The 14,875-nt window shown below is 58.8% G+C and carries 13 protein-coding genes and 1 pseudogene; 7 read left to right on the plus strand and 7 right to left on the minus strand.

The genetic code is table 11. The features are described from left to right. Positions 1 to 86: 86 nt before the first annotated feature. From BSF40_RS30330 to BSF40_RS30340, 3 genes are all read left to right on the plus strand, one after another. A complete protein-coding gene (locus tag BSF40_RS30330; protein ID WP_095968125.1) occupies positions 87 to 1,736 on the plus strand; it encodes a cyclic peptide export ABC transporter in 1,650 nt (549 codons plus the stop codon). 126 nt (positions 1,737 to 1,862) lie between these two features. Next, on the plus strand, positions 1,863 to 4,280 hold the full coding sequence (locus tag BSF40_RS30335; protein WP_095968126.1) for a TonB-dependent receptor: 2,418 nt from the start codon (positions 1,863 to 1,865) through the stop codon (positions 4,278 to 4,280). 257 nt (positions 4,281 to 4,537) lie between these two features. Then, a complete protein-coding gene (locus BSF40_RS30340; protein WP_095968127.1) occupies positions 4,538 to 6,151 on the plus strand; it encodes a diguanylate cyclase in 1,614 nt (537 codons plus the stop codon). Positions 6,152 to 6,192: 41 nt separating this feature from the next. On the opposite strand, the gene BSF40_RS30345 is transcribed toward BSF40_RS30340, so the two are convergent. The 5 genes and pseudogenes from BSF40_RS30345 to BSF40_RS30365 form a co-directional block, all read right to left on the minus strand. Then, positions 6,193 to 6,471 (minus strand): hypothetical protein, encoded by a 279-nt coding sequence (locus tag BSF40_RS30345; protein WP_095968128.1) that lies wholly within the window; start codon positions 6,469 to 6,471, stop codon positions 6,193 to 6,195. 91 nt (positions 6,472 to 6,562) lie between these two features. Next, entirely contained in the window at positions 6,563 to 7,069 is a 507-nt protein-coding gene (locus tag BSF40_RS30350) for a PaaI family thioesterase (RefSeq protein WP_095968129.1), read from the minus strand. A gap of 66 nt (positions 7,070 to 7,135) precedes the next feature. Next, complete coding sequence (locus BSF40_RS30355; protein WP_095968130.1) at positions 7,136 to 7,672, minus strand: glyoxalase superfamily protein; 537 nt, start codon at positions 7,670 to 7,672, stop codon at positions 7,136 to 7,138. A 164-nt stretch (positions 7,673 to 7,836) separates the two neighbouring features. Then, positions 7,837 to 7,947, minus strand: a pseudogene (locus BSF40_RS33335) (GNAT family N-acetyltransferase); the annotation flags it as partial. A 68-nt stretch (positions 7,948 to 8,015) separates the two neighbouring features. Further along, complete coding sequence (locus tag BSF40_RS30365; RefSeq protein ID WP_095968131.1) at positions 8,016 to 8,405, minus strand: MerR family transcriptional regulator; 390 nt, start codon at positions 8,403 to 8,405, stop codon at positions 8,016 to 8,018. Between the two features lie 74 nt (positions 8,406 to 8,479). On the opposite strand from BSF40_RS30365, the gene BSF40_RS30370 reads away from it, so the two are divergent. The 3 genes from BSF40_RS30370 to BSF40_RS30380 all read left to right on the plus strand — a co-directional run bounded on the left by BSF40_RS30370 (position 8,480) and on the right by BSF40_RS30380 (position 12,380). Further along, positions 8,480 to 9,559 carry an SDR family oxidoreductase gene (locus tag BSF40_RS30370; RefSeq protein WP_095968132.1) on the plus strand — a complete coding sequence of 360 codons (1,080 nt, stop codon included), beginning with the start codon at positions 8,480 to 8,482 and terminating at the stop codon, positions 9,557 to 9,559. Positions 9,560 to 9,650: 91 nt separating this feature from the next. Beyond that, positions 9,651 to 10,550: a DMT family transporter gene (locus BSF40_RS30375; RefSeq protein WP_095968133.1), complete on the plus strand. Its 900-nt coding sequence runs from the start codon at positions 9,651 to 9,653 to the stop codon at positions 10,548 to 10,550. Between the two features lie 375 nt (positions 10,551 to 10,925). After that, positions 10,926 to 12,380 (plus strand): TrkH family potassium uptake protein, encoded by a 1,455-nt coding sequence (locus tag BSF40_RS30380; protein ID WP_095968134.1) that lies wholly within the window; start codon positions 10,926 to 10,928, stop codon positions 12,378 to 12,380. Positions 12,381 to 12,578: 198 nt separating this feature from the next. Here BSF40_RS30380 and BSF40_RS32595 read toward each other — a convergent pair whose 3' ends face one another. After that, positions 12,579 to 12,821, minus strand: a complete 243-nt coding sequence (locus tag BSF40_RS32595; RefSeq protein WP_172435780.1) for a hypothetical protein — start codon at positions 12,819 to 12,821, stop codon at positions 12,579 to 12,581. A gap of 527 nt (positions 12,822 to 13,348) precedes the next feature. Between BSF40_RS32595 and BSF40_RS30390 the strand changes: the two genes are divergently transcribed. Then, a complete protein-coding gene (locus tag BSF40_RS30390; protein ID WP_095968136.1) occupies positions 13,349 to 13,696 on the plus strand; it encodes a DUF6124 family protein in 348 nt (115 codons plus the stop codon). A gap of 163 nt (positions 13,697 to 13,859) precedes the next feature. Here BSF40_RS30390 and BSF40_RS30395 read toward each other — a convergent pair whose 3' ends face one another. Further along, positions 13,860 to 14,825, minus strand: coding sequence for an alpha/beta hydrolase (locus BSF40_RS30395; RefSeq protein WP_095968137.1), 966 nt, complete (start codon positions 14,823 to 14,825; stop codon positions 13,860 to 13,862). Positions 14,826 to 14,875: the final 50 nt, after the last annotated feature.

Below are 14,875 nucleotides of genomic sequence, written 5' to 3' on the forward strand. Positions count from 1 at the left end.
CCACCCGTCTCCCCCCCCTTTAAATTAAGCCCTCCATCAGACGTTCTACTGGGTATCTGCCTCAAGACCCAAGGAACCCTCTGCTCATGACCCAGCCAACGCGCGGTGCAATTCATGAATTGTTCAGCCTCCTGAAACCGTTCCGGCTCGTCGTCAGTCTGTCGATCGTCCTGGGCATGGTCGGCGGCTTGAGCGTGACGGTGCTGCTGGCCACCATCAACAACGCGCTGCACTCGCCGGACGGCCTGACCCAGGGCGTGGTCGCGCTGTTCGGCGGTCTGTGCCTGCTGGCCCTGGGCAGTTCGATCTGTTCGGACATCGGCACCAACTACGTCGGCCAGCACATCATTGCCAAACTGCGCAAAGAGCTGGGGGAAAAAGTACTCTCGGCGCCCATCGAGCAGATCGAGCGCTACCGCAGCCACCGGTTGATCCCGGTGCTGACCCACGACGTCGACACCATCAGCGACTTCGCCTTCGCCTTCGCGCCGCTCGCCATTTCCCTGACCGTAACCCTCGGCTGCATGGGTTACCTGGCGATGTTGTCGTGGACGATGTTCCTGATGATGGTGCTGGCGATTGCCATCGGCACCGGCATCCAGTTCTACGCGCAGGGCAAGGGTATCCAGGGGTTCATGGCTGCCCGCGACGCCGAAGACGAATTGCAGAAGCATTACAACGCCATTGCCGGCGGCGCCAAGGAATTGCGCATCCACCGTCCGCGCCGCCAGCGCATGTTCGTCAAGGGCATCCAGGGCACCGCCGATTTCATCTGCGACACCCAGGTGCGTTCGATCAACACCTTCGTGATCGCCAAGACCCTCGGCTCGATGCTGTTCTTCGTGGTGATCGGCCTGGCGCTGGCCCTGCAATCGTTCTGGCCCAGCGCCGACCAAGCGGTGATGAGCGGCTTCGTGCTGGTGCTGCTGTACATGAAAGGCCCGATCGAGCACCTGGTCAGCACCTTGCCGATCGTGAGCCGGGCGCGCATCGCCTTTCGCCGCATCGCCGAACTGTCGAGCCGGTTTTCCTCGCCGGAACCGCACCTGCTGCTCAACGACCAGGGCACCCCACCGGTTGTGGTCAACAGCCTGCAACTGAACAACGTCAGCTACGCCTTCCCCGCCGCACCAGGCAGTGACGCGTTTCGCCTGGGCCCGGTGAACCTGACCATCGCGCAAGGCGACATCATTTTCATCGTCGGCGAAAACGGCTGCGGCAAGACCACGCTGATCAAGTTGCTGCTGGGCCTCTACGCCCCGCAACACGGCGAAATCCTGCTCAACGGCCAAGGCATCGATGCGCACAATCGAGACGACTACCGCCAGTTGTTCACCACGATCTTTGCCGACTACTACCTGTTCGATGACGTGGTGCAGGGTGACCAGCACATCCCCGAAGATGCCAATGCCTACCTGCAACGCCTGGAAATTGCGCACAAGGTCAGCGTCAGGGACGGCCGTTTCACCACCACCGACCTGTCCACCGGCCAGCGCAAGCGCCTGGCGCTGGTCAATGCCTGGCTGGAAGAACGCCCGGTGCTGGTGTTTGACGAATGGGCCGCCGACCAGGACCCGACCTTCCGCCGCATCTTCTACACCGAGCTGCTGCCGGACCTCAAGCGCCTGGGCAAAACCATCATCGTCATCTCCCACGACGACCGCTACTTCGACATGGCCGATCAACTGGTGCGCATGGAATCGGGCCGGGTCATCACCGAGCGCACGACCGCCTGACAGCGGTGATTGCACGCAGGTTGTTGTTTTTTGAAGTTTGTTTTCCGGTTTAGGCAAAGTGGTCCGTCTAATAATAATTATCATTAACTAAAAAACTGCACACACACTTCTGGAGCGATTCGAGCAATGCAAAGCCTTACTCTGTCCCGCGCACCCTTGGCATTAGCCATCGATCGGCAAAAGAAATTCCGAACGGTCGTGCCGGGTGCGCTGTTGACCCTGTTGCTGCTGGGCACTTCCCAGGTCGAGGCGGCCCCGGTGAACGTCAATGTGCCGGCCCAGTCGCTGGCCAGTGCATTGCGCGAACTGGGCCAGCAGACCAACCTGCAGATTCTCTACAGCCAGGACATGGTCAACGGCATCAAGTCCACGGCGGTGTCCGGCAACATGGAACCGGAACAGGCACTGAAAACCTTGCTGCTGGGGAGCGGCATCAATTTTCAGTTGAATGGCAACACCGTGTCGCTGGTGCCAGCGGTCGGTGACTCCAGTGCATTGCAGCTGGGTGCGACCTCCATCACCGGCGTGGCGTTGGGCCCGACCACCGAAGGCACGCATTCCTACACCAGCGATGAAGTGACCATCGGCAAAGGCAACATCAAGCTCAAGGACATGCCGCAGTCGGTGTCCGTCGTCACGCGCCAGCGCATGGACGACCAGAACATGAACAGCCTGCAGGACGCCATGCGTCAGGTCACCGGCGTGACCATCAAGACCTACAACTCCGGCTCCAGCCTCAACGACGTCTACATGCGCGGCTTCCTCGTCGACCAGGTGCAGGTCGACGGCGTCTCGCAACCCACCGGCCAGGGCGACATGGCCACCAGTTTCGACCTGGCGATGTACGACCGCATCGAAGTGCTGCGCGGTCCGTCGGGCCTGTACCAGGGCGCAGGTGAACCCGGCGGTACGATCAACGTGGTGCGCAAGCGCGCCCTGGGCAAATTCGCCCTCGGTGGCGAGCTGGCCGCCGGCTCCTACGATCACTACCGTTCCATGGTCGATGTCACCGGCCCGCTGAACGATCAGGGCACCGTGCGCGGTCGATTCATCACCGCCTACGAGAACAACCAGTCCTACGTCGACTACGCGCAGAACGAACGCCCGATGGTCTATGGTCGCCTGGAGTTCGACCTCGACCCGGCCACCACCCTGTCGGTCGGTGGCGCTTACCAGAAGAACAACTCCACCCCGGCCTTCGGCTTGCCGGCCTATGCCGATGGCACCTTGCTGGACGTTCCGCGCTCGACCTTCGTCGACGCCAAGTGGAACACCCTGAACGAGAAGGTCTGGGAATCCTTTGCCGAAGTTGATCACGAACTGGACAACGGCGGTCAGTTCAAGACCACCCTGACCTACCGCGACGCCGAAACCCCGGAGCGTAACTTCACCTGGGCCGACGGCGCGGTCGACCCGGCCACCGGTGACAGCTGGGCCGTGGCCTACGACTACTACACCCACATCAAGACCATTGGCGTCGACAGCTTCGTCACCACGCCGTTCGAGTTCGCCGATCGCCGCCACGAGTTCACCCTGGGTGCCGAGTACCAGCACCTGGACAAGGACTTCACCTACGGCGGCGGTGAGTACTTCCCGATCAACGTGTGGGATCCGGGCAGCATCGACATCCCCCGCAACGACTATGCGCACGTCAACGGCAACTGGTCCAAGTCCGACCAGTACGGGGTCTATACCCGTGCCAAGTTCAACGTCACCGACTGGCTCGATGTCATCGGCGGCAGCCGTGTGACCTGGTACGAAGCCGACGCGAAGAACGCCAACGCCTTCTTCAACAACTTCGGCGAAGCCCACACCAGCATCAACCGCAAGGTCGTGCCGTACGGCGCCCTCATCGGCAAGATCACCCCGGAACTGTCGACCTACTTCAGCTACACCGGCGTATTCAAACCACAGAGCGAAATCGGCGCGGACGGCGAGCCGGTCGGCCCGCGCGAAGGCAAGCAATACGAGATCGGCCTCAAGCGCGAGTTCTACGACGGTCGCCTGAACGCCAGCATCGCGGCCTTCCGTATCTACGATGAAAACCGCGCCGAATACGACAACAACTCCGGTGCCTACATGACCGAAGGCAAGGCACGCAGCGAAGGTTGGGAAACCGAGCTGAGCGGCAACCTGACCGAGAACTGGAGCATCGTCACCGGTTACGCCTACACCTCCACCAAGTTCCTGGACGGTGATGCGGCCAACAAAGGCAATACCTTCAGCACCATCACGCCCAAGCACAACTTCAACCTGTGGACCAAGTACGAGTTCACCGACGGTCCGCTCAAGGACTTCAGCGTCGGCGGTGGCGTGCGTGCGGTCAGCGACACCTACTACCAGCGTGACGTGAAGTTCCAGCAAGGCGGCTATGCCATCACCACAGCGCAGGTCGGCTACAAGTTCAACGAAAACCTGTCGTCGACACTCACCGCCAACAACCTGTTCGACCGCAAGTACTACGACCGCGTCGATGCCTCCTGGGGCACCAACTTCTACGGCGACCCGCGCACCGTGACCCTGAGCCTGCGCGCGCAGTACTGATTGCCGGCAGCTAATGCCTGTCAACCGAGGCGCAGAACCTGTGGGAGCGAGCTTGCTCGCGATGACGATTGCACAGTCAACATCATCGTTGACTGACATTGCGCTAACGCGAGCAAGCTCGCTCCCACAGAAGTTGCAGCGGCCAAAGCCTTGTCCGATTCTGTTTTCTGTGGCGTGTATGTGACAACTCGGCGCTCTCTGCCTATCCTGCAAGGCAGTCTTTGCCCCCCTCACAACACACCCTTCATGGATCGAAAATGGCGACACCTGCGGATGCCCCCAACAGTGCCATCAACGAGCAAGGTAGCCGCGCGAAGCTGTCCAGGCCCCTGCCCATCAACCTGCGCGGACTGATTCTTTTCTTCGTCCTGCTGTCGGTCCTGGCGACGCTGTGCAACAGCCTCTACGTCGCTTACCGGGTGCAGCGTCAGTCCCTGATCCATACGACGCTTGAGGCCAACGCAGCCTATGCCGCAAAAGTCGCTTCCAGCATCGGTGAGTTCCTGAATTCGGCGCACAGTCGCTTGAACTACAGCGCCAACACGCTGGGCCGGCACTGGAACGACCCCGAAGTGCTGCGCAAAGAAGCCATACGCCTGCAAGCCCAGGATGCCGACTTCAACTCCATTGCCATTGTGGATGCGACAGGCAAAGTCCTGCAGGCCTATCCGGATACTTCGCAGATTGTCGGCGCCACGTTGACGTCGGAGGGCATCCAGCAGGCGCTCAAGGAACGTCGTCCATCGGTCAGCGCAGCTTACGTTTCCGCGGCGGGCAACCTGGTGGTGTTCATTTCACAACCGGTTTTCAACCCGTCAGGAGCGTTTCTCGGCGTCGTCGGCGGCTCGGTCTACCTGCTCAAGCAAAGCACCTTTCATACGATCATCAGCCGTCACTTCCATCACGAAGGGACCTTTGCGTTCATCGCCGACGGTAATCGGCGGCTGCTGTATCACCCGGACGATAAGCGCATCGGTGAGGTCCTGGGCTGGAGCCTGACGGTCGATGCGGCCTTGCGCGGCGAACGTGGCTCCCTGGAAGGCCCGAACTACAAGGGTGTTCCCATGCTCGCCGGTTTTGCCCAGGTGCCAGACGCCAACTGGGCGGTTGTCGCGCAACAACCCCGGGACCTCAGCCTGGCACCGCTGGGGCAACTCATGCGCGACATGGTCCTGGGCATGATCCCCGCCGGGCTGTTGGGGCTCGGATTGATTTTGCTCGGGACCACACTGATCGCCCGGCCGTTGCGCCAGTTATCGGCAGCCGCCGACCAGTTGGCCGCCCCGCAAACGAGCGAGCAACTGCGGCAAGTCCATGCCTGGTACCGCGACGCATCGGCCATTCGCCAGGCCATGCTGACCGGTGTGCAACTGCTCCAGCAAAAGCTTGGCCAGCTCAGCCACGAAGCGCAAAGCGATCCCCTGACCGGCCTGGCCAATCGAAGGGCCATGGGCGGCGTACTGGATCTGCTGGTAAAAACCGGGCAAGCCTATTCGGTGCTGGCGCTGGATATCGATCACTTCAAAAAGGTCAACGACACCTTCGGGCATGACGCCGGTGACGTGGCCCTGAAAGAGGTCGCCGGCATCCTCAAGCAGAACTCCCGGACCGGCGACCTCGCCTGCCGCGCCGGTGGTGAAGAGTTCGCGCTGATCCTTCCGGATACGCCGCTGGATACCGCCAGGGTCATTGCCGAGCGGATACGCGAGCACATCGCACAGACCGAGGTGCCGCAGGTTGGAAAGCTGACGATGTCCATCGGCGTGGCTTGCCGGAGTGCGGACACCCCGATGCCCGAAAGCGTACTGAAACTGGCCGATGAGCGTCTTTATCTGGCCAAGCAGAGCGGGCGCAACCGGGTGATGGCATAGACGTCGCGTAATGTCCGGGAAAAACCGGTCGATTCAGGCTGTCACTGCGTGGGTTCTTTTTCTTCGTCCTTCGAACCACTTGAGGTCGCGGCATCCTTTTCCATCGCTTGCGAATCGGCGTCGGAGTTTGAGCCCGCGGCCTCCTCGCCCTTCTTGTCGGCCTTCTCGTCTTTGGCTTCAGCGCCTTGAGGCTGGTTGATGCCAGGCACGGCAGCAGGCGGGACAGCGGAACCCGCCGTCGCGTTCTCGGCGACCAGCGCAAAAAAAGAGCCCGTCGACAACAGACCCGCAGCCATGAGTGCGAGCATTTTCCTGTTCATTATTGGGGTCTCCCCGGTGAGGTATAAAACCTTGGAAGACCCGGCATCGTAAAAGGTGCTGGCTCGCTGACGAACGGCGAAGGCGCCGGGATCAGGAATCGACCTTGTTGTCGTGCGCGGCGGCCCTGAGTTGCTCGGTATCGACGCGGACAAACGTGGAGTCCCCGACAGCGGTCAGGACGTCCCCGGCGAACACCTCACAGATGACGCGACTTTTGCGCCCGACATCACCCTCGACTTTTGCCCGCAATGTCAGGCGTACGCCCATCGGGGTGGGCTTGATGTACTTGATGCCCAGGTTACCGGTGACGCAGGTGACGTGGGGCAAGCTGCCCACTTCGCGCTGTTCGGCGCGGTAGTGATAAGCCATCGCGGCCCAGTTGGAGTGGCAATCGACCAGCATCGCGATCAAACCGCCGTAAACCAGCCCCGGCCAGCCGCAATACTTGTCTTCGGGCATATGCTCGGCCATGACATGCACCCCGTCTTCATGCCAGAAGCTCTTGATGTGCAGCCCGTGCGGGTTCTGGCTGCCGCAGCCATAACAAACGCCTTCAGGCGCGGCGATGTCTTGAAGCGAAGTGTCCTGCGTGGTCATGGCGTGTTCATCCTGAGTAGCTGGTGGTTCAAAGCGGACCGGGTCGCCCCAGCCCGCACCGCGTGATCAATATTGGCAGAAGCGAATCCGATTGCCGAACGGGTCGTAGACCTGCAACTCCTTGCCCCAGCCCTGCTGAACAATCTCCGGGCGTCCGTAGCCGTAGCGCTTGCCCAGCAGTTCATCCCTGAGCAGTTCGATGTTTTGCATCGGCACAAACACCGTCGAGCCCGGGCTGGCATCGCCGTGATGTTCGGAAAGGTGCAGGTGCAGACCGTCGCGGCTGATGCCCAGGTACAGCGGCAGATCAGCCTCGAAGCGGTGCTCGAACTCGACGCTGAAACCCAGAAAATCCAGATAGAACTCCCGGGCCTTGGCTTCGTCGAAACTGCGCAAAATGGGGATGGGTTTATCGAAGGTAATGCCCGGCGCTGGCGGGGTATCGGCCTGGGCCAGCAGCGCCGACGCGGTGTTCCAGTCCTTGTAGCCCAGTTGCTGCGCGACCAGTTCCAGCGCAGTGGAGTGGGTCACCGCCTGATTGCGTTCCTCCAGCGAGGCGCGCAACTGTTTGGCCATTTGCTTGGCTTGCTCGATTGAAAACATGTCTGCTCCTGTAGCCGAGATGCTTTGGTGCTCGCATTGCCAAACCTCGACCGTCAAGAGAGGCGACAGGGTTTGCATGAGGTGCAGATGCTTTCACCTTTCCCAGCGGGAGCGAGCGGCGGGCAGCATCGGGCCGATGTCGATAATACATAGCGGCTGCCGAGTTATGAAGTGGGCTTCATATGCGTCGCAAAGTCATCCCGTATCGGCTGGAACCCGCAGCGCAGGTAAAAGGCAGCGCCCTCGGGTGTGTCCGTGGACAGTCGCACAACGCGCAAATGCCCGTCTCATGGGCTTGAAACTGAAAGCAAGCTGCAGCTCCCGTTACGCAGATGCTGACAGTTCAGTTGGAAGAGTTGTTCAGCTGCTGAAGCTCAAGTTGTTTGGCAGCACTGGCTTCGAGGTTTGCGCGCTCTTGGTCCAGATACCGATAAATGCTTTGGAAGTTGGCGATTTTCTGTTTGATTTCCGCCATCTTCTTTTCAATGAGCTTGGCGCCGTCAGCACAATCGATCAGTTTGTTGCGTTGCGCATCCAGAATCTCGCCTATTTCCCCCAGGGAAAACCCCATGCTTTGCGCGCGCTGGATAAAGTCCAGATCCTGCAGAGTTTGCTCTGTGTAAACGCGATAGTTGTTAGTTTGCCGCAGTGGTGAGATCAGGCCGATTTGCTCGTAGTAACGCAACGTATGGCGGCTGGCGCCGCTGCGGGTCTCGAGTTCGCCGATTTTCATGAAAACACCGCTTGACTATAGAGTTGGGTCGATAGTTTACGCTTGATTTTTCACCTTGAACAAGGAGCAGGGAAATGAGCGTGGAGTGCTTTGTCACGGGGGGTACCGGCTTTATCGGTCAACATTTGGTGGCGTACCTGAGTGCAAAAGGTCACACCATTCGGGTGTTGATGCGGCGCCCAGAGCGACTGGCTGCATTGCGCGAGCAAGTCGACAATTTGGGAGGTTGCGCGACCCGGGTATTTGCCGTGGCTGGCGATCTGGAACGGGACAACCTCGGGCTGAGTCTTCCTGACCGAGAAGTATTAAGGCGCGCCAGAGTCATATTCCACTTAGGCGCCCACTTCGCATGGGGGCTTTCCGTGGAGCATTCTCGTGCGGTGAATGTGGAAGGGGCAAAGCGCGTGGCGCTGTTGGCGGCTGAGCAAAAAAGCCGGTTAGTGATGATCGGCGGCTACATGCTGAAAAATCATGAACATCTGCAACGCATCGGAATTGACCCTCGTTTCCCGGAGCTGACGGACTGGCCTGCCGTCTACCGACGTGTCGGTGGTTACGAGGGGAGCAAGCTGGAGGCGCATTTTGCGACCCTGGAGGTCATGTCCACCAAGGGCGGAGAGATTACCGTTGTCCACCCTGCGACGGTTTGTGGCCACAGCCGCACGGGGCATATCCTTGACGGTCAGCCGCTGGTGGAGCTGATACGCAACCTTGTGCAGGGAAAGCTGACTGCAGTGCCTGGTACCGCCGAGCACTGGCTGCCACTGGTTACCGTGGATCACCTGGTTGAGCTGGTGGCGATTTGTGCTTTTGATCCTGCCATGGCGGGCCAGGAACTGCTGGCGCTCGATGACCAAACTCCCAACTTGCGAGAACTGCTGGTACAGGTGGCACAACCGTTGGGCTTAAAGTCTCCCAAGCATTACATTCCACTGCGCTTGCTGAAGTTGCTACTGAGTATTCCTCCCGTTGCGCGTTTTTTGAATACAAAACCCGAAGCCCTGGACTTTATCCAGACCACTCGTTTTGATACAACGGCGTTCGAGCAATTTGCCAACAGGCATGGAATAGCCAAACCGGATATACGTCAGTCTTTGCAGCACACTGCAACGTTCGTCAACTCATATTGCATAGCCAAGGGTCAGGCCCTCTGACTGCTCCCTTGGGGGCTATTCGCAAACTTTGCGCCGTCGATGCAGGGCGGCATTCTATCGAACGACAATTCAGCGACAGGGATCGTCAACAATGCAGTCTACTTTCAGCAAAGGCGTCATATTTGCACTCTGCGCTGCAGCGCTGAACGCAACGATCGGTGTACTCAGCAAAGTACTCATGAGTAATGGCTTCACCGCCAGCAGTATTGCTGTCATCAAGACCATACTGGGTTGCGTGCTTCTCTCGATCTTGCTGTTTTTCCTCAAGCGCCCGGCGGCGTCGACCAAATGGACTCAGGCGGCTATCTGCGCATTCCTTGGCATCTTTGTGCTGTTCCATTTCGAAACGTCCGCCTATCGACACTACGCTGCGGCAGGTGTGGTGGTGGTGCTGATGGCCAGTGCCTCAATTTCCTCGATCATTCTGGGGCGCATTTTCCTCAAGGATGCCATCACCGCGAACGCTACCGTTGGCGCCGCACTGGCTATCGCCGGGATCTCGGTGATCTTCGGCGGCGACCTGCAGCTGGGCTTTACCCTGCAAGGTGCTGCGCTCGCCTCCATGGCCGGCTGCGGCTATGGGGCCTTTTCGGTTGCCATGAAGCGTATGGGGGTGTCGGGGGGGCTGCACTTCACCCGACAATTGTTGTTCTTTGGCAGCCTGTACCTGTTGATGCCGGCTGCGGCCGATGGTTTCGCGATGGGCGAGCTGTCGCCGCTGGCGATCGCCGCGCTGCTGGCACTGGCCACGCTGCCGACAATCCTGGGCTTCTTCTGCACCACCAAGGCCATCGAGTATCTCAAGCCTTCCCAAGTGCAAGCGCTGGAGCTGACCGAGCCACTGTTCGCCGCGCTGCTGGCGTTTGTGGCGCTCAATGAAGTACCGCGCGAAAGCCTGTACGCGGGAGCGGCACTGATCATCGTCGGCCTGTGTTTCTCCAATGAACTGATTCGCCTGGGCAGTAAAACATCCGTCCCTTCGACCGAGTGAGCTATTTCGGATCCTGGTTACTTTAGCAATCAGTGGTTTTTAAGTGTTTTGAGCGATTGACAGCCTCTGGTCGATTTCTGTCTTCCGTGACCGGCTAAAATCGACCGATTGTGTTGAAAAAGTCGACCATGGTTTGCGCATCCGAAAAGTACGCGTCCGAGATTGAAATCTTTACTTTTGGCAGAGGCTTCCGGACTCGGATTTCACGTAGCAGCGTGCGAAAAAGGCGTTTTCACGAGTAAATGATCAGGCAGTTTGGGTAGACCGACTTTTTCAACAGAATCGACCCGAAGCTGCCCTTCGTTTCTGCATGTCTTGACGAAGTACTGCTGCTCGTCTGTGAACACGATTGACTCATTTTTGGAATGCTCTGTTATGTCCCTCGCAGCAATTCGGCTTATCGGCTTCATCTTAGGCATTTTTCTGATCACGCTGGCCATAAGCATGGTTATCCCCATGATCACACTGGTGGCTTACGAGCGTAGCGACGATCTGTCGGCCTTTCTCTGGTCGAGTTTGATTACCTTCATCTGTGGCTTGTTGTTGATTGTGCGGGGGCGCCCGGATACTGGCCAGCTTCGCCCGAGGGATATGTACCTGCTGACGACTGGCAGTTGGGTCGTTGTGTGTACCTTCGCAGCGTTGCCAATGGTGTTTATCAGCGATATCAGCTACACCGACGCATTCTTTGAAACGATGTCGGGTATCACAACCACTGGCTCGACTGTACTCACCGGTCTGGATACCTCATCTCCCGGCTTGTTGATATGGCGCTCCATGCTGCATTGGTTGGGAGGTATCGGTTTTATCGGTATGGCTGTGGCGATCCTTCCACTGTTGCGAGTAGGCGGCATGCGTCTGTTCCAGACAGAGTCCTCAGACTGGTCGGAGAAAGTGACGCCGCGTTCCCATGTGGCTGCCAAGTACATCCTTTTGCTTTACCTGGGACTTACTGGAGCCGGAACTCTGGCGCTCTGGATCTCTGGCATGACGCCATTTGAAGCGGTCAACCATGCAATGTCCTTGATCTCTACTGGAGGATTCTCGACTTCGGACGCCTCACTGGGGCATTGGACGCAACCCGCGATTCACTGGGTGGCGGTCATTATCATGATTCTGGGTAGTCTCCCCTTTACGTTGTATGTCGCGACATTACGCGGCCACCGCGGGGCGCTACTCAAGGACCACCAGGTACGCGGATTCATTGGATTCCTGCTCGTCACTTCGCTGGCAGTGGGTACCTGGTTGTGTTTTCACAGCGATTACAAATGGTGGGATGCATTTCGTATCGTGGCGGTCAATGTGACCTCGGTCGTCACGACCACGGGAGTTGCGGTTGGTGATTACACTCTGTGGGGCAGCTTTGCCGTTTTGCTGTTTTTCTACCTGACCTTCGTCGGTGGGTGCTCAGGCTCAACGGCAGGTGGTCTTAAAATCTTCCGTTTTCAGGTGGCTGCCGCCCTGCTGGTCAGTAGTTTGAAGCAGTTGATCCATCCTCGAGCGGTGATTCAGAAGAAATACAACGGTCATCCCATTGATGAGGAGATCTTGCGCTCGCTTTTAACCTTCTCGTTTTTTTTCACCATCACCATTGCCGCCATCGCCTTGGGCCTGGCTCTCATTGGCCTTGATTGGACAACCGCGTTGAGCGGTGCCGCTACTGCGGTGTGTAACGTCGGGCCGGGGCTTGGCACGATCATTGGGCCGGCCGGTAATTTCTCATCATTACCTGATGCCGCCAAATGGCTACTGACCGTTGGAATGCTTCTGGGGAGACTGGAAATCCTGACGGTGTTAGTACTCGTAACTCCCGTTTTCTGGAGATATTGACCCACTTTATAGGGCGCTGAGTCTAAGAGGTGCATGGGGTGGCAAGCGAATGGCTTGCCGCTGGTTTACGTAATCTCGCCAGCGACAATGTTGCATTTTAGAAACGCGGTGAAGACAAAGTCACGACTGACCCCTGTTGGCCGTTCTCTGCCGATCATGGTTACAAAGCGTGCTGGTCAAATCCGATGCAATCGGTGGTCAGAACGAATGCAAATGACTGGTCAGGTCGAATGCAAACGCGTGGTCAAGTTGGGGGTAATTTCGCACGCAGGCTCCCAAAAAGCATTCGCCTGCCTGATCGAATCGAGTCGTTCCCGTTTTCCACTGCGCAATCAGTCGGGTGAGAAACCTGAATCCGTCTGTAGCCGCTTTCGCTTCCAACACCAGGACCTGTGATGCAAGCGCCGAGATCTTACGCATTGTCAGATCATCCATGGTCATGATCACTGGCTATCCCTTGTGTTTTCCAAAGCGACACCGTTTGTCGCACATGCTCGGCAACCTGGCGTCACTCGAAAGCCGCTGGATTCTGCTGGAAGATGTGAGCCTCTTTCCCCCGTTGGTTCGGCCAGGGCTTTTTACTCTACGTTGGATTTGAGAATCAAACACCGCTCGGCAGCGCCTGTTTAAGCGGCCTACAGGTTACTTCATGAAAGCCACAACGCCTTGCGTCGTTGCCTACAGGTACGCCAGAATCCGCCGGCTTGTGCGCCTTTGGGGTGGCCGGTAACTTGGTTCGGGTCACTGATTGTCAGTGATCGGGTTTAGTAGCCTGTCTTACCATCCAAAATCGGTTGCATAAGCGTCATTCAATCAGGTGTCCGCCTGCATTTGATGGTGGCTGTGTGCATGGCGCCTTCGGGTGCGCCGGATTTGGGTGGTATTCCGGTCTACTAACTTGCGCACAGCCGCCACCCTTCCGTTTAGTAGCGAGACAGGTTGCGGCTCAACTGAGAGGTTTACCATCCATGTTCAAGCCCACACCCAATCCGCCGGATTCCGACCCGGCCTCCCCACACGAAAGTCCCGAATCAAAACAATCCCACGAAACCGCCGAATGCGCCTTCGATCCAGGCCCCAACATCATGGCCACCCCGCGCACACCCAGCACGATGTTCATCGTCAATCCCGAACTCAGTACCGAAACCCTGCTGGTGCACGCCTGTGAGTCGCTGGCGTCGGCCAATGTCATGGCCAACGATCTGGTGGATCATTTGCAGGGGACAAGTCGCAATGCGCTGTTGGGGATTGCGCAGGTGATCATGCTGGGGGAACTGGCGGTGAATCGGGCGCTGGATCGGCTTGATCCGCCCTGACCACAATCTCCGGATCACCGATAGACCTGTGGGAGCGAGCTTGCTCGCGATGGCGTTGGGTCAGACACATAGATGTTGAATGTACGACCGCTATCGCGAGCAAGCTCGCTCCCACAGGGATTGCATTTAACTGATCGGCATCCGTTAATCCCCTCACAACAAATCAGCCCAGACTCTCGCTGATCTGCGCCGCCAGTTGCACCAGCATCCCCGGCACTTCCTGGACCATCTCGCCCATGCGCGCAAAGTCGTGGGTCATGCCGGCCATCACCTCCAGCACCAAGGGTTGCCCCTCGGCCCGCAGTTTCTCGGCCCAGGCCAGGCCTTCATCGAGCAACGGATCGTACTCGGCCAGCCACAGCACCGTCGGCGTCAGGCGTTGCAGTCCTTCGGCGTACAGCGGTGAAAAACGCCAGTCGGCACGGTCCGCTTCGCTGCGTTGGTATTGCTGGTAGAACCATTCCAGCGTGGTGGCTTCCAGCAGATAGCCTTCGGCGAATCGCTCAAGCGACGGGCGTTTTTTTACCGCGTCGATCACCGGGTACAGCAACACTTGCAGGCGCGGCACCAGCGGCCACCCCAGCGGGTCCTGGGCCATGGCGATGCACAGCGACGCCACCAAGCTGCCGCCGACGCTGTCCCCTGCCAGCGCTATGCGCCTCGCGTCCAGCCCCAAGGCTTGAGCACCGGTAATAGCCAGCCAGCGCGTCACGTCTTCGGCATCGTTGTAAGCGGTGGGGAAGCGGTGTTCCGGCGCCAGTCGATAATCCGCCGACAACACGGCAAATTCCCCTGCCAGCGCCAGACGCCGGCACAGGGTGTCGTGGGAATAGAGGCTGCCCACCACGTAGCCGCCGCCATGGAAGTACAACAACACCGGGCGTGGCTCGTTGTCTGGTTGCGTTTTGGCGTACAGCCGCGCATTGAGCACATGCCCGTCCCGCGCAGGCAGGCTGACCGCTGTCACCGTCAATGCACCCGTCGGGGTGGCATCGAGCAACTGCGATGTCTGTTCGAATTGCTGCCGCGCTTCGCCAGGCGTCAGCTCATGCATGGGTTGGCTTTTGCCGCTGAGGCGGCCGAACTCGGCCAGCTCCAGAAAACCTTCGATGTCCGGGTGCAATGCCATGGGCGGTAGTCTCCAAAAAATAAACAGGCTTGCCCTGGTAAACGAACCGG

Origin of the sequence: Pseudomonas sp. ACN5 (assembly GCF_002303975.1) — a bacterium.
Taxonomy (GTDB): domain Bacteria; phylum Pseudomonadota; class Gammaproteobacteria; order Pseudomonadales; family Pseudomonadaceae; genus Aquipseudomonas; species Aquipseudomonas laurylsulfatiphila.